16 protein-coding genes, 3 rRNA genes and 2 pseudogenes are annotated in these 22,758 nt (G+C 68.4%); 12 read left to right on the top strand and 9 right to left on the bottom strand.

The features are described from left to right. Positions 1-82: 82 nt before the first annotated feature. Positions 83-910, bottom strand: coding sequence for an ABC transporter permease (locus FHU30_RS45030; protein WP_253883867.1), 828 nt, complete (start codon positions 908-910; stop codon positions 83-85). Beyond that, entirely contained in the window at positions 907-1,890 is a 984-nt protein-coding gene (locus tag FHU30_RS45025; protein ID WP_253883866.1) for an ATP-binding cassette domain-containing protein, read from the bottom strand. The genes FHU30_RS45030 and FHU30_RS45025 overlap by 4 nt, the downstream gene beginning before the upstream one ends. Positions 1,891-2,071: 181 nt before the next feature. Between FHU30_RS45025 and FHU30_RS45020 the strand changes: the two genes are divergently transcribed. Beyond that, positions 2,072-2,797: a DUF6882 domain-containing protein gene (locus FHU30_RS45020; protein WP_253883865.1), complete on the top strand. Its 726-nt coding sequence runs from the start codon at positions 2,072-2,074 to the stop codon at positions 2,795-2,797. A gap of 17 nt (positions 2,798-2,814) precedes the next feature. Here FHU30_RS45020 and FHU30_RS45015 read toward each other — a convergent pair whose 3' ends face one another. After that, positions 2,815-3,429 carry a TetR/AcrR family transcriptional regulator gene (locus tag FHU30_RS45015; protein ID WP_253883864.1) on the bottom strand — a complete coding sequence of 205 codons (615 nt, stop codon included), beginning with the start codon at positions 3,427-3,429 and terminating at the stop codon, positions 2,815-2,817. 66 nt (positions 3,430-3,495) lie between these two features. Here FHU30_RS45015 and FHU30_RS45010 point away from each other — a divergent pair, with 66 nt between their 5' ends. From FHU30_RS45010 to FHU30_RS44975, 8 genes are all read left to right on the top strand, one after another. Continuing rightward, positions 3,496-4,317, top strand: a complete 822-nt coding sequence (locus FHU30_RS45010; RefSeq protein ID WP_253883863.1) for an SDR family NAD(P)-dependent oxidoreductase — start codon at positions 3,496-3,498, stop codon at positions 4,315-4,317. A gap of 607 nt (positions 4,318-4,924) precedes the next feature. Continuing rightward, positions 4,925-6,453: ribosomal RNA gene (locus tag FHU30_RS45005) — 16S ribosomal RNA — on the top strand. A gap of 430 nt (positions 6,454-6,883) precedes the next feature. Continuing rightward, positions 6,884-9,991, top strand: a 23S ribosomal RNA gene (locus tag FHU30_RS45000). Between the two features lie 150 nt (positions 9,992-10,141). Next, positions 10,142-10,258 (top strand): 5S ribosomal RNA (gene rrf, locus FHU30_RS44995). The 16S, 23S and 5S rRNA genes sit together here, the layout of an rRNA operon. 176 nt (positions 10,259-10,434) lie before the next feature. Beyond that, complete coding sequence (locus FHU30_RS44990; protein WP_253883862.1) at positions 10,435-11,070, top strand: DUF1707 SHOCT-like domain-containing protein; 636 nt, start codon at positions 10,435-10,437, stop codon at positions 11,068-11,070. After that, a complete protein-coding gene (locus FHU30_RS44985) occupies positions 10,970-11,584 on the top strand; it encodes a class I SAM-dependent methyltransferase (protein WP_308211517.1) in 615 nt (204 codons plus the stop codon). The genes FHU30_RS44990 and FHU30_RS44985 overlap by 101 nt, the downstream gene beginning before the upstream one ends. Positions 11,585-11,670: 86 nt before the next feature. Continuing rightward, positions 11,671-12,234: an RNA polymerase sigma factor gene (locus FHU30_RS44980; RefSeq protein ID WP_253883860.1), complete on the top strand. Its 564-nt coding sequence runs from the start codon at positions 11,671-11,673 to the stop codon at positions 12,232-12,234. Between the two features lie 3 nt (positions 12,235-12,237). After that, on the top strand, positions 12,238-13,125 hold the full coding sequence (locus tag FHU30_RS44975; RefSeq protein ID WP_253883859.1) for a hypothetical protein: 888 nt from the start codon (positions 12,238-12,240) through the stop codon (positions 13,123-13,125). 78 nt (positions 13,126-13,203) lie between these two features. Here FHU30_RS44975 and FHU30_RS44970 read toward each other — a convergent pair whose 3' ends face one another. From FHU30_RS44970 to FHU30_RS44955, 4 genes and pseudogenes are all read right to left on the bottom strand, one after another. Further along, complete coding sequence (locus tag FHU30_RS44970) at positions 13,204-13,962, bottom strand: hypothetical protein (RefSeq protein ID WP_253883858.1); 759 nt, start codon at positions 13,960-13,962, stop codon at positions 13,204-13,206. A gap of 441 nt (positions 13,963-14,403) precedes the next feature. Beyond that, positions 14,404-15,168 (bottom strand): glutamate racemase, encoded by a 765-nt coding sequence (locus tag FHU30_RS44965; protein ID WP_253883857.1) that lies wholly within the window; start codon positions 15,166-15,168, stop codon positions 14,404-14,406. 10 nt (positions 15,169-15,178) lie between these two features. Then, a pseudogene (locus tag FHU30_RS44960) lies at positions 15,179-15,580 on the bottom strand (2-thiouracil desulfurase family protein); the annotation flags it as partial. A gap of 240 nt (positions 15,581-15,820) precedes the next feature. Beyond that, a pseudogene (locus FHU30_RS44955) lies at positions 15,821-15,994 on the bottom strand (2-thiouracil desulfurase family protein); the annotation flags it as partial. 119 nt (positions 15,995-16,113) lie between these two features. Here FHU30_RS44955 and ctaD point away from each other — a divergent pair. The 3 genes from ctaD to FHU30_RS44940 all read left to right on the top strand — a co-directional run bounded on the left by ctaD (position 16,114) and on the right by FHU30_RS44940 (position 19,971). Beyond that, positions 16,114-17,787 carry an aa3-type cytochrome oxidase subunit I gene (ctaD, locus tag FHU30_RS44950; RefSeq protein WP_253883856.1) on the top strand — a complete coding sequence of 558 codons (1,674 nt, stop codon included), beginning with the start codon at positions 16,114-16,116 and terminating at the stop codon, positions 17,785-17,787. Between the two features lie 72 nt (positions 17,788-17,859). Then, a complete protein-coding gene (locus FHU30_RS44945) occupies positions 17,860-18,549 on the top strand; it encodes a class I SAM-dependent methyltransferase (RefSeq protein WP_253883855.1) in 690 nt (229 codons plus the stop codon). Positions 18,550-18,831: 282 nt separating this feature from the next. Further along, positions 18,832-19,971 carry a PP2C family protein-serine/threonine phosphatase gene (locus FHU30_RS44940; protein ID WP_253883854.1) on the top strand — a complete coding sequence of 380 codons (1,140 nt, stop codon included), beginning with the start codon at positions 18,832-18,834 and terminating at the stop codon, positions 19,969-19,971. Positions 19,972-20,133: 162 nt separating this feature from the next. Here the strand turns inward: FHU30_RS44940 and FHU30_RS44935 are convergent, their stop codons facing one another. Continuing rightward, on the bottom strand, positions 20,134-20,958 hold the full coding sequence (locus FHU30_RS44935) for an SDR family NAD(P)-dependent oxidoreductase (RefSeq protein WP_253883853.1): 825 nt from the start codon (positions 20,956-20,958) through the stop codon (positions 20,134-20,136). A 129-nt stretch (positions 20,959-21,087) separates the two neighbouring features. Beyond that, positions 21,088-22,740 (bottom strand): flavin-containing monooxygenase, encoded by a 1,653-nt coding sequence (locus FHU30_RS44930; protein ID WP_308211518.1) that lies wholly within the window; start codon positions 22,738-22,740, stop codon positions 21,088-21,090. Positions 22,741-22,758 lie beyond the last annotated feature (18 nt).

Below are 22,758 nucleotides of genomic sequence, written 5' to 3'. Positions count from 1 at the left end.
CAGGACTGGCCTACGCGCGAGGACTGGGCTACGCGCGAGGACTGGGCTACGCGCGAGGACTGGGCTACGCGCGAGGACTGGGCTATGCGCGGCGGGCGTACATGCGCATGGCGATGGGGAAGGTCACCGTGACGATCCCGACGGCCCAGGCCAGCGTGATCCAGACGTGGTTCCCCACGGGACCTCCGACGAGCAGGGCGCGCAGCGCGTCCGTGAGGTGCGACACCGGGTTCATCTTCGTCCAGGTCTCCAGCCAGCCCGGCATCGTGCTGGTGTTCGCGACGAACACGCTGCTGCCGAACGTCAGCGGCATGACGAACATGAACGCGAGCCCCTGGACGGTCTCCGGCGACGGCGCGATCAGCCCGACCATCACCGAGATCCACGAGAACGCCAGGTAGAACACGTACGCGAGGGCGAATCCGGCCAGCACGCGCAGCGGGTCGGAGCCGAACCGGAACCCCAGCGCCGTCCCCGCGACCGACAGCACGACCACGACCGTCAGGAACCGCACCGTGTCGCCCACGACGGTTCCGATCAGCGGCGCGGACCGCGCGATCGGCAGGCTCCGGAACCGGTCGAACACGCCCTTGCGGATGTCCTCGCTGAGCGCCGTCCCGAGGCCCATCGTCGCGAACATCGCCATCTGCGCCACCAGCCCCGGCAGCAGTTGCTGCAGGTAGGCATGGGTGCTCCCGGCGACCGCTCCGCCGAACACGTACAGGAACAGGACCAGGAACACCAGCGGCATCAGCGTCACGTCGATCAGCTTCTCCGGCGAGTGCCGCAGCTGGGCGATGTTCCGCCACGCCAGCGTCAGGCTGTGCCGGACGGTCCGCCGCAGGCTGATCCGCGCGGGCGGCAGCGCGTCGTGCGCCGTCGTGCCCGTCATCGTGGTCATGGTCGTCATCGGACGCTCCCCTCAAGCTGCTCTTCGGCGGCGGATCCGGCCGCGTCCGCCGCGTGTCCGGTCAGGCTCAGGAACACCTCGTCCAGGCTCGGCAGCCGCAGCGCCACCTCGGCCGCCACCAGGCCCGCCTCGTCCAGGCGCTGCACCACAGCGCGCAGCACGCCCGGGTCGGTCACCGGCGCGGTGACCAGGCCCGCGTCCAGCCGGACCTCCGGCCGCTCGCCGGTCAGCTCCGCCACGATCGCGGCGAGCTGCTCGGTGCGGAACACCTCCGCCGCCCGGACGACGAGGGTCTGCCGCCCCGCGCGCGCCTTCAGCTCGGCCGGCGTGCCGTCCTCGATCACCCGGCCGTGGTCGAAGACCGCGATCCGGTCCGCGAGCGCGTCCGCCTCCTCCAGGTACTGCGTGGTCAGCAGCACCGTCGCGCCGTCCAGCGCCATCTCCCGGACGGTGTCCCAGACCTCCCCGCGCGCCCGCGGGTCCAGGCCGGTCGTCGGCTCGTCCAGGAACACCACCCGGGGCCGGTTGATCATGCTCGCCGCGATGTCCAGCCGGCGCCGCATGCCGCCCGAGTACGTCTTGACCGCGCGGCCCGCCGCGTCGCTCAGCCGGAACCGCTCCAGCAGGCCCGCCGCGCGCGCACGCGCCTCGGCCCGCGGCAGGTCCAGCAGCCGGCCGATCATGACCAGGTTCTCCCGGCCGGTCAGCTCCTCGTCCAGCGACGCGTACTGGCCGGTCAGCCCGATCAGCGCCCGGACGCGGGTCGCGTCCCGCATCACGTCGTAGCCGCAGATCTCCGCGCGGCCCTCGTCCGGCTTCGCGAGCGTCGCGAGGACCCGCACGGCCGTCGTCTTGCCCGCGCCGTTCGGGCCGAGGACGCCGAGCACCGTCCCCTCTTCGACGGCGAGGTCCACGCCGTCCAGCGCCCGCGTCTCGCCGAACCGCTTGCGCAGCCCTTCCGCCCGTATCACCTGACTCATCAGCAGCCTCCAGAGGTTCCCGCGACGACGGTCGAACCCCCCGCCGCGCCATCACGACGGCGCCGGGACGCCGTCCGTGACCTCTACATTCGTCCCCCTGCCTGACATGCCGCCGTCACCGCCCGGGACCGCGCTGACGTTCCGCTGACACGGCCCTGACACCTGGCTAAGATCACGCCGCATGCCAGGCATCGAAGAACCCCTCGCACTCGCCCGCTACAGCGACGCCTTCGAGAGTTTCGCGGGACGGTCGTCCGCCGCGGTGATCCACCGGCAGGACGTGCTGAACCAGTTCCTGGGCAACGCCGACCGCCAGTTCAACCTGCGTGAGCGCACCCTCTCGGGGCCGGACACGGTCCTCGGCGGCGTCACGAGCATGGGCAGCTTCTCCCACCTGAGCCAGACCTGGCTCTGGTCGTGGGCGAACCCCAACTTCTCCTGGGACGACCCGTTCATCGCCCCGCTGCGCGCCATCTACGACTACGGCTCCCAGTACGGGATCGTCGAGCTCACTACCGGCCACATCGATTTCTCCGCGTTCCCCAACCCGGCCCAGGCCGCGACCACGATGGTCCTAGGCGCGGCCGACATCCTCGGCGGAAACGGCTGCTGGTCATGCCGCATCAACGACGGCAAGGGCTCGGCCTACATCCACCTGGACGATCCGCAGATTCCCGAGGCCACCTATAGCCACATCGCCTCCGCACGCCTGCTGATGACCGCCGCCGAGGTGTTTCCCGCCAACCCCAAGCTCATCGTCCAGGGCTACATCGCCCGCTATGGCACCACCTACAAGGAGGGCCCGGACGTCGTGGCAGGGGACATGGTCGACGGCAGCGAACTGGCCGTCCGCTTCGACGCCCACGGGCGCATAGCCGCCATCTCCGCCGGCAAGTCGCCCTCCTAGGGCTGTCGCCCGCTTTGCTAGGCGCCGGTTGACAAGCCCTTACGGACGGACACGACGGCACCGGCGACGATCCGGGCGACGTCCTCGGTGCTGCGCGCCGCGTCGCCGTCGCGTCCGGCGAGCAGGTCGTAGGACTCGAAGCTCGTGAGCTGCCAGGCCACGTCCAGGACGTCCGGGGACGGCTCCTCGCCCTCGAAGCGGGTGAACAGGCTCGTGAGGCCCGCCTTGCGCATCTCGTCTCGCGCGCGCAGGAGCTCGTCCAGGTCGTCGTCCAGTACCGCCATGCCGCGCAGTCTGCGCACCACCGGGCGTTCGGACGCCCAGAAACTGCAGAACGCCTTGCAGAACTCGGCGAACGCTGTGTCAGCGTCGTCCGCAGTGAAGGCGGCCTCCAGGGACAGCCCGGCGTGTTCGGCGAGCGAGTCGAACAGCGCCTCCAGCAGGCCGGACTTGGACCCGAACGCGTTGTAGACGGTCTGCCGCGACACGTCCGCGGCCTTGGCGACCGCGTCCACAGACACGCGCGTGACCGCGGGCCCGGACAGGTGCTCGCGCGCCGCCGCGAGGACGCGCCGGCGGGTCTCCTCGGCCGCGGCGGTACGCCGGTCCGAGCGGTAGGGGCGGGGCGACATCCTTGACCGACCTTAAGTTTGGATTTACTGTCTGTCCAACGAATACTAGCCGAAGGCAGGTCCGCCGTGAACACCTCGACCCCGACGCACCGCCCGCTGGACGGCCGCGTGACGATCGTGACCGGAGCGAGCCGCGGCATCGGCGCCGCGTCCGCCCGCGCCCTGCACCGCGCCGGCTCCGCCGTCGTCCTCGCGGCGCGCGACGCGGACGCCCTGAAGGCGCTGGCCGCTGAGATCACCGGCGAGGGCGGCCGCGCCCTGGCCGTCCCGACCGACGTGAGCGACGCGGGAGCCGTCGAGCGGCTCGTCCAGGAGACCCTCGACACCTACGGACGCCTCGACGCCGCGTTCAACAACGCCGCCGGCGGAGGCCACCGCCCCACCCGCCTGGCGGACGTCGCCGTCGAGGACTTCGACAGCGCCCTCGCCATCAACCTGCGCGGCGTCTTCCTGGCGATGCGCTACGAAATCCCCGCGATGCTCGCGTCGGGCGGGGGAGCCATCGTCAACATGTCGTCCACCGCCGGACTCCAGGCAGTAGGCGGACTCGCGGGATACGTCAGCAGCAAGTTCGGCCTCATCGGCCTCACGCAGACCGCCGCCCTCGACTACGCGGACGCCGGGATTCGCGTGAACGCCCTGGCGCCGGGGCCCATCCTCACCGAGCAGCTGCAACGCGCGGGGGAGCAGGCGCAGGCGGCGGCCGCCCGCGCGATGCCGATGGGCCGCATCGGCGCGCCCTCCGAGGTCGCGGAGGCCGTCGTCTGGCTGTGCTCGGACGCCGCGTCCTTCATCACCGGCTCCGTTCTGCCGATCGACGGCGGCAAGCTCGCCGGCATGGCCCCGTTCAGCCAGATGCCGCCCGCGAAGACGCCCCGCGCCAGCTGAAACCGCACCCGCCCGGGTCGCGGGACGCTCCGATTTGACGACCCCTCGGGGAGTACCTAATGTTCTTCCTGCCCCGAGGGGATGCGGGACGCCGGTCACGGCGGACGGCCCCGGGGAGGCCACCGAAGGAAAACCGTTCGAAGCATGCTTCGGACCGCGTTACTCTGGTGTGGTCAGCCCGGAACGGGATGCAGGACGCCGGACACGGCGGACGGCCCGTGGGACTCCACCGAATGATCACGTCGGACGACGTCTCGTCGTCCGCGTCCTCGTACGGTGGGCGGGCACGCTCACGAGATCGATCCGAACGGGCCGGTTGACACGAGCGAAGATCCTGGTAAGGTTGAAGGGTTGCCCCGGAGCGAGGCCCGCGAGAGCGGGTGGAGCGCGGTGGGTGTCCGTTTCTTGAGAACTCAACAGCGTGTTAAAAGCCAGTGCCTTTATCGATCAGGCAAGTTTGTCTGATCGCCCCGCACTCCGGGCCTTGTGGTTCGGGGTGGGGATTTCTTTGAGGCAAGCGATCTTTCGGGATTGCTTTGCTGGGATCTTCGGATTCCTTCGTGAGGTTTGGCTGCCTGGGGTTCGCCCCCTGGGTGGTCGTTGGACCTTGATGGAGAGTTTGATCCTGGCTCAGGACGAACGCTGGCGGCGTGCTTAACACATGCAAGTCGAGCGGAAAGGCCCCTTCGGGGGTACTCGAGCGGCGAACGGGTGAGTAACACGTGAGCAACCTGCCCCTGACTCTGGGATAAGCCTGGGAAACTGGGTCTAATACCGGATGTGACACACTCTCGCATGGGATGTGTGTGGAAAGTTTTTCGGTTGGGGATGGGCTCGCGGCCTATCAGCTTGTTGGTGGGGTGATGGCCTACCAAGGCGACGACGGGTAACCGGCCTGAGAGGGCGACCGGTCACACTGGGACTGAGACACGGCCCAGACTCCTACGGGAGGCAGCAGTGGGGAATATTGCGCAATGGGCGGAAGCCTGACGCAGCGACGCCGCGTGGGGGATGACGGCCTTCGGGTTGTAAACCCCTTTCAGCACCGACGAAGCTAACGTGACGGTAGGTGCAGAAGAAGCGCCGGCTAACTACGTGCCAGCAGCCGCGGTAATACGTAGGGCGCAAGCGTTGTCCGGAATTATTGGGCGTAAAGAGCTCGTAGGCGGCTTGTCGCGTCGGGTGTGAAAGCCCACGGCTTAACCGTGGGTCTGCATTCGATACGGGCAGGCTAGAGGCAGGTAGGGGAGCATGGAATTCCCGGTGTAGCGGTGAAATGCGCAGATATCGGGAGGAACACCGGTGGCGAAGGCGGTGCTCTGGGCCTGTACTGACGCTGAGGAGCGAAAGCGTGGGGAGCGAACAGGATTAGATACCCTGGTAGTCCACGCCGTAAACGTTGGGCGCTAGGTGTGGGGTTCTTCCACGGATTCCGCGCCGTAGCTAACGCATTAAGCGCCCCGCCTGGGGAGTACGGCCGCAAGGCTAAAACTCAAAGGAATTGACGGGGGCCCGCACAAGCGGCGGAGCATGTTGCTTAATTCGACGCAACGCGAAGAACCTTACCAAGGCTTGACATCGCCCATGCCCCCCCAGAGATGGGGGTTCCTTTAGTGGGTGGGTGACAGGTGGTGCATGGCTGTCGTCAGCTCGTGTCGTGAGATGTTGGGTTAAGTCCCGCAACGAGCGCAACCCTCGTTCCATGTTGCCAGCACGCTCCTTCGGGGGTGGTGGGGACTCATGGGAGACCGCCGGGGTCAACTCGGAGGAAGGTGGGGATGACGTCAAGTCATCATGCCCCTTATGTCTTGGGCTGCAAACATGCTACAATGGCCGGTACAGAGGGCAGCGATACCGTGAGGTGGAGCGAATCCCGTAAAGCCGGTCTCAGTTCGGATTGGGGTCTGCAACTCGACCCCATGAAGTCGGAGTCGCTAGTAATCGCAGATCAGCAACGCTGCGGTGAATACGTTCCCGGGCCTTGTACACACCGCCCGTCACGTCACGAAAGTCGGCAACACCCGAAGCCCGTGGCCCAACCCGCAAGGGGGGGAGCGGTCGAAGGTGGGGCCGGCGATTGGGACGAAGTCGTAACAAGGTAGCCGTACCGGAAGGTGCGGCTGGATCACCTCCTTTCTAAGGAGCACCAATCGGCTGCCTGGCCTGCACTCGTGCAGGGGGACAGTCGGTGGCCATCATCAGCGGCGAATGTTCGCTGGATGGCTGCTCATAGATGTGGAGCACTGGCTACTCAGTCCGCTGGTCATGCGGTCTCGCTAGTACCGCCCCGCAAGGGGAGGGGAACGAGGGACCCGGGTGGCCGGCAGGCTGGACACGCTGTTGGGTCCTGAAGGAACGGGCACGTTGAGTGTCCGGATCTTCTGGACTGCGGGACCAAGCCCGGCCGGACAGGTTTTCTGTTCGGTCGTCTTGGTGGGCCCGGTTGTTTTTTGAGAACTACACAGTGGACGCGAGCATCTCTGATGGATCGCTGATCTTCGTCTTCCTTCGGGTTGGTGGGGTTGGTGTATCCATCTCTGTTGCGATTTGTTTGATCGTTTTGTGTGTTCAAGTTTTTAAGGGCATACGGTGGATGCCTTGGCATCAGGAGCCGATGAAGGACGTGGGAGCCTGCGATATGCCTCGGGGAGTCGGCAACCAGACTTTGATCCGGGGATTTCCGAATGGGGGAACCTGGCACTCGTCATGGGGTGTCGCCGCCGGTTGAATGTATAGGCCGGTTGGTGGGAACGCGGGGAAGTGAAACATCTCAGTACCCGCAGGAAGAGAAAACAATAGTGATTCCGTGAGTAGTGGTGAGCGAAAGCGGAGGAGCCTAAACCGTGCGCGTGTGATACCTGGCAGGGGTTGCGTGTGCGGGGTTGTGGGACCATCCGATCAGGCCTGCCAGCCTGGTAAGGAGTTACAAACTGCTGGGATAGTTGAACGGCTTGGGATGGCCGACCGTAGACGGTGAGAGTCCGGTAGACGAAATTCCAGTGGCTTCTGGGTGTGTTCCCGAGTAGCACGAGGCCCGTGAAATCTCGTGTGAATCTGCCACGACCACGTGGTAAGGCTGAATACTTCCTGATGACCGATAGCGGACCAGTACCGTGAGGGAAAGGTGAAAAGTGCCCCGGTGAGGGGTCGTGAAATAGTACCTGAAACCGTGTGCCTACAAGCCGTCAGAGCCTCCTCAACGCTTTCGGGCGTTGCTGGTGATGGCGTGCCTTTTGAAGAATGAGCCTGCGAGTTATGGTGTGTGGCGAGGTTAACCAGTGGTGGGTAGCCGTAGCGAAAGCGAGTCTGAAGAGGGCGAAATAGTCGCATGCTGTAGACCCGAAGCGGGGTGATCTAGCCATGGGCAGGGTGAAGCGCCGGTAAGACGGTGTGGAGGCCCGAACCCACCAGGGTTGAAAACCTGGGGGATGACCTGTGGTTAGGGGTGAAAGGCCAATCAAACTCCGTGATAGCTGGTTCTCCCCGAAATGCATTTAGGTGCAGCGTTGCGTGTTTCTTGCCGGAGGTAGAGCTACTGGATGGCCGATGGGCCCGACAAGGTTACTGACGTCAGCCAAACTCCGAATGCCGGTAAGTGAGAGCGTGGCAGTGAGACTGCGGGGGATAAGCTTCGTAGTCGAGAGGGAAACAGCCCAGATCATCGGCTAAGGCCCCTAAGCGTGTGCTAAGTGGTAAAGGATGTGGAGTTGCCGTGACAACCAGGAGGTTGGCTTAGAAGCAGCCATCCTTGAAAGAGTGCGTAATAGCTCACTGGTCAAGTGATTCCGCGCCGACAATGTAGCGGGGCTCAAGCACACCGCCGAAGCCGTGGCACTCCAACGCAAGTTGGGGTGGGTAGGGGAGCGTCCTGCGTCCGGTGAAGCCGTCGAGTGATCGTGCGGTGGAGGGTGTGGGAGTGAGAATGCAGGCATGAGTAGCGAATCACACGTGAGAAACGTGTGCGCCGGATGACCAAGGGTTCCTGGGGCAGGCTAATCCGCCCAGGGTAAGTCGGGACCTAAGGCGAGGCCGACAGGCGTAGTCGATGGACAACGGGTTGATATTCCCGTACCCGCTGGTACGCGCCAACGCCGAGCCCGTTGATGCTAACCACCCGAACCACCTTACGAGCCTTCGGGCTTGTTCGTGTGGGGAGCGTGGGGCCCGAGACGGTAGTAGGTGAGCGATGGGGTGACGCAGGAGGGTAGCTCAGCCCGGGCGATGGTTGTCCCGGGGTAAGCCTGTAGCCCGGACCGTAGGCAAATCCGCGGTCCATTGAGGGTGAGAGGTGATGCCGAGCCGTTTTTGGTGAAGTGAGTGATCCCATGCTGCCGAGAAAAGCCTCTAGTGAGTGTGCCGGCGGCCCGTACCCTAAACCGACTCAGGTGGTCAGGTAGAGAATACCAAGGCGATCGGGTGAACTGTGGTTAAGGAACTCGGCAAATTGCCCCCGTAACTTTGGGAGAAGGGGGACCATGCCCGGTGACCGGTCTTGCACCGTGAGCTGGGGGTGGTCGCAGAGGCCAGGGGGAAGCGACTGTTTACTAAAAACACAGGTCCGTGCGAAGTCGTAAGACGCTGTATACGGACTGACGCCTGCCCGGTGCCGGAACGTTAAGAGGACCGGTTAGAGCCTTTCGGGGTTCGAGGCTGAGAATCTAAGCGCCGGTAAACGGCGGTGGTAACTATAACCATCCTAAGGTAGCGAAATTCCTTGTCGGGTAAGTTCCGACCTGCACGAATGGCGTAACGACTTCCCCGCTGTCTCAACCACAGGCCCGGCGAAATTGCAGTACGAGTAAAGATGCTCGTTTCGCGCAGCAGGACGGAAAGACCCCGGGACCTTCACTATAGCTTGGCATTGGCGTTTGATGTGTCTTGTGTAGGATAGGTGGGAGACTGTGAAGCGGGCACGCCAGTGTTCGTGGAGTCGTTGGTGAAATACCACTCTGGTCGCCTTAGACGTCTAACCCGCACCCGTGGATCCGGGTGGGGGACAGTGCCTGGTGGGTAGTTTAACTGGGGCGGTTGCCTCCCAAAGAGTAACGGAGGCGCCCAAAGGTTCCCTCAGCCTGGTTGGTCATCAGGTGGTGAGTGCAAGGGCACAAGGGAGCTTGACTGTGAGACCGACAGGTCGAGCAGGTGCGAAAGCAGGGCCTAGTGATCCGGCACCGGCGTGTGGAAGCGGTGTCGCTCAACGGCTAAAAGGTACCCCGGGGATAACAGGCTGATCTTCCCCAAGAGTCCATATCGACGGGATGGTTTGGCACCTCGATGTCGGCTCGTCGCATCCTGGGGCTGGAGTAGGTCCCAAGGGTTGGGCTGTTCGCCCATTAAAGCGGCACGCGAGCTGGGTTTAGAACGTCGCGAGACAGTTCGGTCCCTATCCGCTGTGCGCGTAGGAGAATTGATGAGGGTCTGTCCCTAGTACGAGAGGACCGGGACGGACGAACCTCTGGTGTGCCAGTTGTCCCGCCAGGGGCATGGCTGGTTGGCTACGTTCGGTCGGGATAACCGCTGAAAGCATCTAAGCGGGAAGCCTTCCTCGAGATGAGTTCTCCCACACCTTCGGGTGTGTAAGGCCCCCAAGAGACGATTGGGTTGATAGGCCGGGGATGGAAGCGCGGTAACGTGTGGAGTCGACCGGTACTAATAGGCCGAGTGGCTTGAACACACATAGCGTTCAAACCAATCGCATCCTGCTTAACGATGTTCGCGTCCCTGTGTGGTTCCCAGAAAACAACCTGGGTTCCGCTACAACAGAATATGCCGAGCCTGGCTCGGACGAGACTTGCCGCACCCCCGTGGGTGTGTGCGTTGATCGTTCGGTGGTTATGGCGAGGGGGAAACACCCGGTCCCATCCCGAACCCGGTAGTTAAGCCCCTCAGCGCCGATGGTACTGCATGGGAGACTGTGTGGGAGAGTAGGACGCCGCCGGACATTTCTTGGAAAGGCCCCGCCATTTCATGGCGGGGCCTTTCGCATTTCACGGGCACGGCATCCGTCTGGAACGCGCGTGCTGAACGTCCTCCGCTCTGCGTCACCGGGCGAATCGCATCGGCCACTATCGAACGAAGCGCTGCTCCGGAGCGGGCCGAGGGAATACTGTTCTCTCCATGACGGAGGAGAACCTGCCGGAGCGACGTCCCGAACTGAGGGTCTCGCATGAGGACCGGGACCGGGTCGCCGAGCAGTTGAGGGTCGCGGCCGGGGACGGCCGGCTGACCCTGGAGGAGCTGGACGAGCGGCTCGACAAGGCGCTGTCGGCGCGGACGGAGTCCGACCTGGCGGCCCTGGTGACCGATCTGCCGGCGGTCGCGAGCGAGACGTCGCCCGTCCCGAGTGCCAAGGCCAAGGATCTGGTCCGGATCGAGGTCGGGAGCAGCAGCGTGTCGCGCGAAGGTGAGTGGATCGTCCCTCGCGCGATGGACATCGCCGTCCGCAGCGGCAACGTGAAGCTCGACCTGACGCGCGCCGTCATCAGCCATGGCGTCCTCCGCATCGCCGCGCAGGTGAAGAGCGGGAACGTGAAGGTCCGCGTTCCGCGGGGGCCAAGGGGGCGAGTCCGGAGACGTTCCTCCGTGTTGAGATCACCGGCACGGTGGCCAGCGGGAACATCGTCGCGCGTCCGCCCAGGCGCGGGTTCTTCGGATGGCTGTTCCGCCGTCCGCCCAAGTACTGATGGGAGCCGGCGACCTGTCCACGCACCCGGACCGGATGCGCTGGAACGCGAAGTACGAGGCGGCCGGTGAACCGCGCTTCGCTCCGCATCCCCTGGTCGACTGGGCTCTCGTTGCCGACGTCCCCACCGGGCCAGTGCTTGATCTCGCGTGCGGACCGTCCGGCAGTGCGCTGCGCCTCGCGGCCGAGGGACGTGCCGTGACGGCGATCGACGTCTCCGAGGTCGCATTGCGCCTGCTCCAAGACGAGGCGCGTCGCCGTGGCGTGGATGGACTGGTCACAACCGTCCAGGCGGACCTCTCGTCCTGGCGACCGTCCCCCACCGAGAAGTACGCCATCGTCCTCTGCACGGGCTTCTGGTACGAGCAGGTCTTCCTGCGGGCGATCGAGGCCGTCCGGCCGAGCGGACTGGTTCTCTGGGAGGCGTTCACCGCCGAGGCGCGCCGTCGCCGCCCCTCCCTGCCCGCCGAATGGTGCCTCGCCGAGGACGAACCCGCGGCGCTCCTCCCCGATAATTTCTCGGTGCTCCTCCAGCAGGACCTGCCTGACCAGGGCAAACGAAGGTTCGTGGCGCGCGCCGAGTGATCGCGAGAACAAAGTTGTGATTCCACCCCAACGTTCCGTGCCCGTCAGCCGTTTTTCAGGGGTGACGACGTTGAGGCGGAGGCTGCATGGCTGCTTGGGCTCAGACCATGGCCGCGCTCGCGGACCGGCGGGGCGCGGCGTTGAAGAGATACGCGTTCCTGCTGTGCGGTGACGATGCCGAGGCGGACGACCTGGTGCAGGAGGCGCTGGTCCGTGCGTTCGCGCGGCCCGGCAGGCGCACGCAGGACGAGGCCGAGGGATACGTCCGGCGCATCATGCTCAACCGGTTCCTGGACGGGAAGCGGAGCCGGCGGGTCTGGCGCAGGGTCAGCCCGCTGGTGCACGGCAAGGACTACGTACCCGACGCGTCCGCCCAGGTCGTGGTGAACGCGGACGTCCGCGCGGCACTGGCGAGGCTGTCACCGAGGCAGCGCGCCTGCGCGGTGCTGCGCTACTACGAGGATCTGACCGTCGCGCAGATCGCGGCCCAGCTCGGTTGCCGCGAGGGGTCGGTCAAGCGCTACCTGAGCGAGGCGCACCAGCGCCTGGCCGAACTGCTGGGCGACGGCGAGACCGCCGACGAGGGACGGACGGAGGCTGCCGCACCCACCGCGGGCGCTCGGCAGCCCCGTCCGGCGGCGAGGAAGTAGGAGATGGCAATGGAGTCGAAGCTCGAAGAGCTGCTGGCGCGCCGCATCGGCGAGCTGGCGGACGAGGCGCACCCCCTGTCGGCCGGTTCGGCGGAGCTGACCCGGCGGGTCCGGCGGCGCAGGCGCACGCGCAACGCGACGATCGCCGTCGTGGCGGGCGCGGCGGCCGCGACGGCCGTGGGCGTCCCGCAGATCTGGGCGGCCACCCACCCGACCGTGCACCCCGACATCGCGACCGGTCGGGGGTCGGTCTCGGTGTCCCCGGAGCTCAAGCTCGGCGCCGCGCCACCCCCGGGTGTCAACGCGGCCCCGAAGTTCTGCGGCGCGCCGCGGCACACCACTCCGTCCACCCCCGGCCCGCACCAGTCCGGCCCACCCGACCAGGCCGCCCTGGACCGCGCCGCCCGCACCATCGAGAACGTGGTCGGCGGCGGCAAGGAGGTCACCAAGGGCGGACGCAAGGCAGGCCCGCTCGAACGCTGGTACGCGGGCCTCGCGATCGACACCACCTGGCGCAAGGTCACCGTCTACCGCGTCCCGAACGACCGGCTCGACACGGCCGTCTGCGGCGCCGTCCGCGACGTGACCGTGGAGATCCGCGGCGCCTACCGCAACGAGGCCGACGCGAACCGCATCGTCGCCCAGATCATGGCCCACCCCAAGCAGCCCACCTTCGAGGTCTTCAGCGGCGGCCACCTCCCCGACGGCCGCATCGAGGTCACCACCGACCACCCCGCCGAGGCCGCCGGCGTCCTCGCCCACTACGGCCCCGGCATCACCGCCCGCCAGGGCACCCGCCCGACCACGGCCCCGTTTGTAGGAGGCGGCGCAGGCCCGGCCAACCCCAAGACCGGCATAGCACCGGCAACTCCTCGCACCACCCCAAGCTGACCCGCCTGCCATCACGCCGGGCTGAGCCGCCTGCCGCTACTCCGGGCTGACCCGACATTCCGGTTGGCGTCCGCTCACTCAGGCGCCGTCCTTGGCGGCCGGTTCAGGGGTAGGCCGCGGGTGCAGGCGCCGTGTGGCGAGACGCTCGACCTTGGCGAGATAGGGGTCCCTGCTCCGCGTGATCCATCTCCGCGTGGTGAACGCGCTGATCAGAGCCCCGACGAGCACGAACGTGATCGGCCAGTTGAGCGACCGGTCACCCAGGGTGGACGGATCGTCCGGGGCGTAGTGGATCGTTCCGTCCCAGGCCTTTCGCGGCAGCTTGCCGGAGGAGTAGGTCCTGCCCGCCACGACCCACGTTCCCCGGCAGGTGGTCGTGGTCGTGACGGTCCGACCGGAGCTCACCTCCGTCGAACACTTCACGTGGGCGGTGCCCTTCGCGGTCGCGGCGAGGTTGTCCGAGACGAGCAGTACCAGCAGGGAAACGGAGGTGACCGTGAGCAGCCCGACCATGTAGGGCAGCCCGCCGCGGTGCCGAAGGCGCGGCCCTGCGAAGAGTTTCACGGGCGCGCGGAGCCCTGGTTTCCACTTCGCCAGCGCGGCGCCGGCCTGCGCATTGCGGAGGCTTACCAGCCCGAGCAGAACGAAGCCGCCGATCAGGGCAAGCCCCGTGGCCTCGGCCAGATCCCGGAGGGAGCGATCCAGGTAGGCCCAGGGCCAGAGGATCACGGCCACGGCCGCGAGATATCCCGAGAGCAGGATCCGGCCGCGGCGCCAGCTCCGCACCACCTCGGCCGCAGCGGACTTGGCGGCTGCGCGTTCCTCGTCGGTCGGCATGCTGAGCCACCCTAGGGAAGCTCGGCCCGCTCAGGCGGGCCCACCTGCCTGTTGTGTCCCACATCACCGCCTATGTCCCGGATGCGGCCACCTCACGGCGTCCGCTGTGCGTGCCGCTACCACGCGGCATCCCGTCATGTGTCGCCGCCACTTCACTGCGTCCACATGGGTGGTGCGCTTTCTCCCGCCGCCTACTGGAGGTGCAGCCATCTTGCGTCGGGGGCGTAGGTGCGGCCACCTCACGGCGTCCGCTGTGCGTGCCGCTACCACGCGGCATCCCGTTATGTGTTGCCGCCACTTCACTGCGTCCACATGGGTGGTGCGCTTTCTCCCACCGCCTACTGGAGGTGAGCCATCTCACGTCGGGGGCGTAGGTGCGGCCACCTTGCGGCGGCTGTTGGGGCTGGGGGCCACGTCGTGAGGTGCGGCGTGGGGGTTCCGTCAGGAGACGGGAGAGGGGAAGAGGGCGGACCAGTAGCGCTGGGCTGCTGGGGGGAGGTCGGTCTGGCGGCCGCTCTGGAAGACGGTGACGGTGCCCGTGGGGGCGGCTTCGGGAGCGGGGAGCTCGTCCAGGCGGCGGAGGGTCTGGGTGGCCAGGGCCGCCGCGGATCCGAAGAGTTCGGGAGGGGAGGGGAAGGCCGCGGCGATCTGGGGAGCGACCAGCTCGTAGTGCGTGCAGCCCAGGACGACGCGCTTGACGTCGTCGGGGGTGGCGCGGACGGCCGTGGCGATGGCCATGCGCAGGCGCTTCGGGTCGCCCGAGTCGACGGCGTCGGCGAGGCCGGGACAGGCGACGCGGTGCACCGGGACGTCCGGGGCGAAGCGGCGGATCAGGTCGGCCTGGTAGGCGCTGTGGGTGGTGGCGACCGTGGCCCAGACGGCCACCGGCACGCCAGCCGCCGCGGCGGGCTTGATGGCCGGGACGGTGCCGATCACCGGGACGGCGGGCTCGAACGCCAGCCGCAGCGTGGGCAGGGCGTGCACGGTGGCGGTGTTGCAGGCCACGATCAGCGCGTCCGGCTCGGTGGCGGCGGCCGCTCCGGCGCAGGCCAGCGCCCGCTCGGTGATCTCCTCCTCCGGGCGGGGGCCCCAGGGGGCGCCGTCCGGGTCCCAGGACAGCACCAGGTCCGCGTCCGGCCGGGCGCGGCGGACCGCGGCGGCGGCGGCGAGCAGGCCGAAGCCCGAGTCGATGAGAGCGATGCGCATGCGAGCCTCGTCAGGATTCCAGTTCGGCCAGGTAGGCGGCGGCTTCGGGAAGTTCGTCCTCGCTGAACACCCGGATCCCGGCCGAGGTGAGCAGCGCCGCGGTGATGCCCTCGCCGGGGACGCGGGTGCCGGTGAAGGTGCCGTCGTAGACGCGGTGGCTGCCGCAGGACGGGCTCGACTCCTTCAGGATCGCCATCCGGACCCCGGCCTGCCGGGCGGTGTCGAGCGCGACCCGCGCCCCGCGGACGAACTCGTCCGTGACGTCCTCCCCGGCCGCGGTCACGATCCGCGCCCGCCCCTCCGCCGGCGCAGGCGGCTTCTCGTCCGGGGCCTGCGCGTCGACCCGAGCCTCCGTGTCGTCCGGGGCCTGCGTGTCGGCCCGAGCCCCCGTGTCGGCCCTAGCCCCCGTGTCGGCCTGTGCCTGTGCGGCGGCCTGTGCCTGCGTGTGGCCCCGAGCCTGCGTGTCGGCCTGTGCCTGCGCGGCGGCACGAGCCTCCGTGTCGTCCGGGGCCTGCGTGGCGGCGGCAGCCTCCGTGGCGGCCTGTGCCTGCGTGGCGGCCTCGGCGTGTGCCTGCGTGTAGGCCGGGGCTTGCGGGACGGGACGGGGTGGGACGGGTGGGACCGGGAGGAGGGTGCGGGCGGGGGCCTGGGTGATCTCGGCGGGTGGGCGGGGGACGGGGAGGCCGCCGGAGATCTCCGGGCAGACGGCGACCAGGCGGCCCTCGGCGCGCCAGCGGTCGAAAAGGGCGTCCGCGACGGGCTTGGCCGCGCCGTCGTAACGCACCGGCCTGCCCAGCAGGCAGGAACTCACCAGTATCCGCTCCACGGGAACAGCCTAGGAGGTCGAGGTGAACAGGTGTGACTTGCGTCTCAGGTGGCGGCGGCGAATAGTTGAGGGCACCCCCCGTCCCAAGGGAGCCACCCCCCGTCCCAAGGGAGCACGGCATGGTCCTACTCGGCCGCCCCCTTCCCGAGGCGTCCGCCCGCAAGGGGCGCACCCGGGGATCGGTGCTGGTGTCCTGGATCACGACCACCGACCACAAGGTGATCGGGCACCTCTATCTCATCACCTCGTTCGCGTTCTTCCTGCTCGCCGGGCTGATGGCGATGGTGATCCGGGCGGAGCTGCTCTCCCCGGGCCGGCAGTTCGTCAGCAACGAGCAGTACAACCAGCTGTTCACGATGCACGGCACCGTCATGCTGCTGCTCTTCGCGACCCCGCTGTTCGTCGGGTTCGCGAACGAGATCATGCCGCTGCAGATCGGCGCGCCGGACGTGGCGTTCCCGCGGATGAACATGCTGAGCTACTGGTTCTTCCTGTTCGGCGGCATCATCGTGATGCTGTCGTTCGTCACGCCGGGCGGCTCGGCGGCGTTCGGCTGGACCGCCTACTCGCCGCTGACCAGCGCGATCCGGTCGCCGGGTATCGGCGGCGACATGTGGATCATGGGCCTGGCGCTGTCCGGGTTCGGCACCATCCTCGGCGCGGTCAACTTCATCACCACGATCATCGGCATGCGCGCGCCCGGCATGACGATGTTCCGGATGCCGATCTTCTCCTGGAACATCCTGCTGACCAGCCTGCTGGTGCTGCTGGCCTTCCCGGTGCTCGCGGCGGCGCTGCTGGTGCTGGAGGCCGACCGCCGGTTCGGCGCGCACGTGTTCGACCCGGACGTGGGCGGGGCGCTGACCTGGCAGCACCTGTTCTGGTTCTTCGGCCATCCCGAGGTGTACATCATCGCGCTGCCGTTCTTCGGGATCATCACCGAGATCATCCCGGTGTTCAGCCGCAAGCCGCTGTTCGGCTACTTCGGCATGGTCGGCGCGACGATCTGCATCGCGGGCCTGTCGATGGCGGTGTGGGCGCACCACATGTTCACCACGGGCCGGATCCTGCTGCCGTTCTTCTCGTTCATGACCTACCTGATCGCGGTGCCGACGGGGGTGAAGTTCTTCAACTGGGTCGGCACGATGTGGCGGGGGAACCTGAGTTTCGAGACGCCGATGCTGTGGTCGATCGGGTTCCTGGTGACGTTCCTGTTCGGCGGGCTGACCGGGATCATCCTCGCGTCGCCGCCGCTGGACTTCCAGCTCCAGGACTCCTACTTCGTCGTCGCGCACTTCCACTACGTGGTGTTCGGGACGGTCGTGTTCGCGATGTTCGGCGGGTTCTACTTCTGGTGGCCCAAGTTCACCGGGACGATGCTGAACGAGACCCTCGGGAAGATCCACTTCTGGACGCTGTTCGTCGGCTTCCACACCACCTTCCTGCTCCAGCACTGGCTGGGCGCGGCGGGCATGCCCCGGCGGTACGCGGACTACCCGAAGGAGTTCACCGCGCTGAACCGGGTGTCGAGCGTCGGCGCGTTCCTGCTCGGCGCGTCCACGCTGTTCTTCCTCTACAACGTCTACATCACCTGGAGGCATGGAAAGCGTGTCGACGCGGACGACCCTTGGGGATACGGCAATTCCCTGGAATGGGCCACGTCCTCACCCCCGCCGCGGCACAACTTCAAGGCGATTCCGCGCATCCGCTCGGAGCGACCGGCCTTCGACCTGCACTATCCCAAGATCCCGGTGGAGCGCGGCGCCGAGCATGCTCCGGAGCCGGAGGGGTAGCCCCCGTCCGGGATCGGACAACGGGTTCCGTTCCGTGCGTGAGGATTCACGCTGCGTCCTACATTGCTGCCCATGGAGCAATGCAACCAGCCGGAACGACGGGATTGGGCCGCCTGGCACGACGCATACGACGATCCGGGGTCGGCGCTGGCCCGGCGGCTGCGCACCGTCCAGCAGCGCCTCCGCGAGGCGGTCGACGCCGCGCCGCCGGGACGGATCCGGGCGATCAGCTTATGCGCGGGGCAGGGCCGCGACCTGATCGGGGCCCTGCGCGACCACCCGCGCCGCGACGACCTGGTCGGACGCCTGGTCGAGCTGGATCCGGCCAACGTCCGCCTGGCCGGACGGGCCGCCCGGGACGCCGGGCTCAAGCGGGTCTCGGCCGTGGTCGGCGACGCGTCCCGCACCGACGCCTACGCCGGGGCCGTCCCGGCGGACGTCGTGATGGTGTGCGGGGTGTTCGGCAACATCCGGGACGCCGACATCGAGCGCACGATCGGCCTGCTGCCGCAGCTGTGCGCGCCCGGCGCGTTCGTCGTCTGGACGCGCAACCGCAAAGCCCCCGATATCACCCCGCGGATCCGCGGCTGGTTCGCCGAGCACGACTTCGAGGAATGCTGGATCTCCCCGCCGGAGGAGCGCGCGTTCGGCGTCGGCGTGCACCGCTTCACGGGAACCCCGCAGCCCTTCCGTCCCGGCGTCCGGATGTTCACGTTCGTCGGCTACGACGTCCTCCGCAACGGCAGCCCCTGGCCCACATGACCGGGGTGACTTAGTTCCGTCCCGAACCGGCCACTGTTTCCTGTCCGCATGATCGAAGCGCGCGTCCGGCCCCGTCCCGCGAGGCTCTCACCTGCGGGGCGGGGCATTTCTGCGGTTACCGCCGTGACCGCCTCGTGCGCGCGCGGTTGTGCGCGTCCGGAAACCGTTGGCGCGGAAAAGGATCCGGTTCGTGTCCATCGGGCTACAATCGGCGACTGACAGCGGTCCGTGAGCGCACCGTGGCTCGCGGATGAGGTCCACGATGAACGGCACCCCCCTCCCATGGCCTGGATTCGTCACTCTCCACGTGTCGACCTGGCGGCGTTCGTTCCCCTCGCAGCGCTGCTGGTCGTCGCGGCAGCCGACGTGTGCCTGCCGGACGGCGGGTCCGTGCTCGGCCTGCTCATCGCCGTGCCGGTGCTCGCCGGGCTGCGGCCGTCCTCGGGGCGGTTCGTCGCGGCGACCGGCGTGGCCACCCTCGCGACCGCCGGCGTCCTCGGCGTTCCCGCCCTCGGCGACGACGCGGTGCGGTTCGCGGCCCTGGCCGGCGGCGTGCTCGGCACGACGGCGATGATGGCGGTCGCCACGCGCCGCCGCGAGCGCAGCGACCACGCGCAGGCCGACCTGCGCGCGATCACCGACACCATGCGCCGGGCCGTGATGCGTCCGGCGCCGCACCGCACCGGCGGCGTCCGCACCCGCGTCCGCTACCTGGCGGACGCGGCGGAGGCCGGCCTCGGCGGCGACCTGTACGCGGTGATGGAGACCGCCTACGGCGTCCGCGTCATCGTCGGCGACGTCCGCGGCAAGGGCCTGGACGCGGTGGAGCAGTCCGCCGACGTGCTCGGCGCGTTCCGCGAGCTCGCGCACAACGAGCCGACGCTCACCGGCATGGCCCTGCGGCTCGACGGCTTCCTCGCCCGCCGCGCCGACGCCGAGGACTTCGTCACCGCGCTGCTCCTGCAGATCCCGCCGGACGCCCCGGCCGAGCTGCTCAACTGCGGCCATCCGCCGCCGCTGCTGCTGTCCCTCGACGGCGCCGCCACCTTCGTGGACGCGCTGCCGCCCGCGCCCCCGCTCGGCTTGGTCGCGCTGGCCGGCGACCCCTGCCCGACCGGCCGGCTCCCGCTGCCGTCCGGTGGCGGCCACCTGCTCCTCTACACCGACGGCGTGACCGAATCCCGCGACCGGTCGGGCCGCTTCTACCCCCTGGCCGAACGCGCCGCCGCCCTCGTCCACCCCGACCCCGACGTCCTGCTGGACGCCCTCCAGGCGGACCTCCAGTCCCACGCCGGCGGCCGCCTCCAGGACGACGCCGCCCTCCTCGTCCTGAACCTGGACCCCGTCCCGCCGCCGCGCCAGCCCTCCGACCCCCGTCCCAGACGAGGCGACCGGGCGCACGAACCCGCAGACGGCTGCTGACCCGACACGGTCTGGAAGCGGAATGCTCGAAGAGGCGCGAGGGGCCCGCGCGCACGAGGGCCATCCCAAAACCAGCGCGCCAGCGCATCCTCGTGCACGCGCGCGGGGCGGACGTGAGAGTGCCCGCCCGGGAGGTCATGGGCGGGCACTCGTGGAGGGTGGTCAGCGGTTCTGGTCGGCCCGGACGCGGTTCACGGCGATCTGGGCGACGCGCACGGCGGCGGACGGGTTGAGGCGGACGCCTCGCCACGCGGCGCGGCCGTGCGCGGGCGCGACGATGAGGGCCTGGTTCTTCTGGACGCCGCGCATGATGTCGCGGGCCAGCTTCTCGGCCGTGTAGAGGCGCGGGGACGCCTTCTTGATGTCCTCCTTGGCGTCGCCGGACATCGGGGTCGCCGGGAGGTCGGGGTTGACGTTGGTGAGGAGCGGGGTGTCCACGAAGGACGGGCAGACGACGCTGACCTTGACGCCGCGCCCGGCGGCCTCGGCGCGCAGGCCGAGGGAGAGGCCGACGACGGCGTGCTTGGTCGCGGTGTAGGGGATGCCGATCGGCATCGGGACGAGCCCGGCGAGCGAGGCGGTGTTCACGATGTGCCCGGAGCGCTGCTCCAGCATGATCGGGTAGGCCGCGTGGACGCCGTGCACGACGCCCTTGAGGTTGATGTCGATCGCGCGGTTCCAGTGGTCGAGGGTCAGCTCCTCGGCCAGGCCGCCGATGGCGATGCCGGCGTTGTTGAACACCAGGTCGAGGGAGCCGTGCTCGTCCTTGACGCCCTGGTAGAGCTCGGCGACGGCGGCGGCGTCGGTGACGTCCAGCCGGGCGGCCGAGGCCTTGCCCTTGCCGAGGGTGTTCAGCCGGTCGGCGACCTTGGCCGCGCCGTCGGCGTTGATGTCGGTGACCACGACGGTGTTCCCGCGGGACACCAGGGCCGTGGCGATCGCCCGGCCGATGCCGGACGCTCCGCCGGTCACGATCGCAATGCTCATCGTCGCTGCTCCGCTCGCTCTTCGGGCCACCGGCGCGTCCGGTGGCCGCGGGACCGGCCAGAGGGGGAGTGCGGCCGGCCCCGCGGGGGCTAATTGGATTGCTCGTTCAATAGATGCCGTGCGGGCAGTCTAGCCAGCCGCCTCCGCGCCCTGCGCGCGGCCCCCGGAACCGGCATCGCCGCGGCCGCGACCGGCCGCTCCGTCCAGCCCGGCCCGCGACGCGGCGGCCGCGCCGTCCGGCCCGGCGGTCGTGCCGTCGAGCCCGGCCCGTGAACCGGCGGCCGCGCCGGTCAGCACGAAGGACGCCGGGTCCAGCCGCCGGGTGCGCAGCCAGTAGTTCGCCGTGGACGCGGGCCACGCCGCCCGGTTCACGCCGTCGCGGTCGAGGTACCAGGACGTGCAGCCGCCCGCGACCCACACCGCGCCCTCGGACTTGCGCTGGACCCACGCGTTGAAGCGGTCCTGCGCGCCGCGCCGGACGGCGATCGTGCGCGAGCCCGTCGCGTCCATCAGGCGCAGGCACTGCAGCGCGTGCCGGACCTGCGCCTCGATGATGAAGATCATCGAGTTGTGGCCGAGCCCGGAGTTCGGGCCGAGCAGCAGGAACAGGTTCGGGAAGCCCGCGACGGTGACGCCGAGATGCGCCTCGATGCCGTCCTGCCAGGCGTCCTGGATCTTCAGCCCGCCCCTGCCGACGATGTGCGCGTGCTCGAACGCGTCGGTCACGTGGAAGCCGGTGCCGAGGATGATCGCGTCGACCTCGTACTCGCGGCCGTCCTCGGCGACCACCGAGCCGGGCCGCACCCGCTCGATGCCCGCCGTCGTCAGCTCGACGTTCGGCCTGGTCAGCGCCGGGTAGTAGTCGCTGGACACCAGCGTCCGCTTGCACCCCATCGTGTAGTCCGGGGTGAGCTTGCGGCGCAGCTCCGGGTCCGCGACCTGCCGGTTCAGGTGCGCCTTGGCCAGCGTCGAGGCGATCTTCAGCAGCCGCGGGTTCTTGAACCCGAGGACGAAGCTCTCCTGCAGCAGGTAGATCCCGTTCCGGTACGCCCGCTGGACGCCGGGGACGCGCCGGAACAGCGCCCGCTCGACCCCGCTGATCGCCCGGTCCGGCTTCGGGATGATCCACGGCGGCGTCCGCTGGAACACCGTCATGCTCCCGACCTTCTTCGCGATCTGCGGGACGAACTGGATCGCGGACGCGCCCGTCCCGATCACCGCGACGCGCTTGCCGGTCAGGTCGTAGTCGTGGTCCCACTCGGCCGAGTGGAAGACCTTCCCCTCGAAGGACGCCAGGCCGGGCAGATCCGGAATGTTCGGCTGGTGGAGCGGTCCCATCGCGGAGACGAGCGCCCGCCCCCGCACCGGCTCGTCACCATTGACCAGGACGCGCCAAGTGTCCGCTTCGTCCTCGTACTCGGCGCCGACGACCTCGGTGTTGAACCGGATGTGCTGGCGGAGGTCGTACTTCTCGACGATGTCCTTGATGTACTGGAGCAGCTCGCGCTGCTTGGGGAACATCCGCGACCAGTCGGCCTTCGGCTCGAACGAGTACGAGTAGAGCAGCGACATGATGTCGCACGCGCACCCGGGATAGGTGTTCTCCCGCCAGGTCCCGCCGACCTCGTCCGCCTTCTCCAGGATGACGAAGTCGTGCACGCCCGCCTTCTTCAGGCCGATCGCCATGCACAGGCCGGAGAAACCCGTCCCGACGATGACGACCTTGTACGCCCCGCCGGGCCCCGCCGCCGGCGAGACCGTCCGATGCGGGACGGCCCGCACGGCGGACGAGGCAGCGGA

This window comes from Actinomadura rupiterrae (assembly GCF_024172125.1).
Lineage (GTDB): Bacteria > Actinomycetota > Actinomycetes > Streptosporangiales > Streptosporangiaceae > Spirillospora > Spirillospora rupiterrae.
The sequence above is the reverse complement of the archived record's forward strand: the minus strand, read 5'-3'. Positions and strand labels throughout refer to the sequence as shown.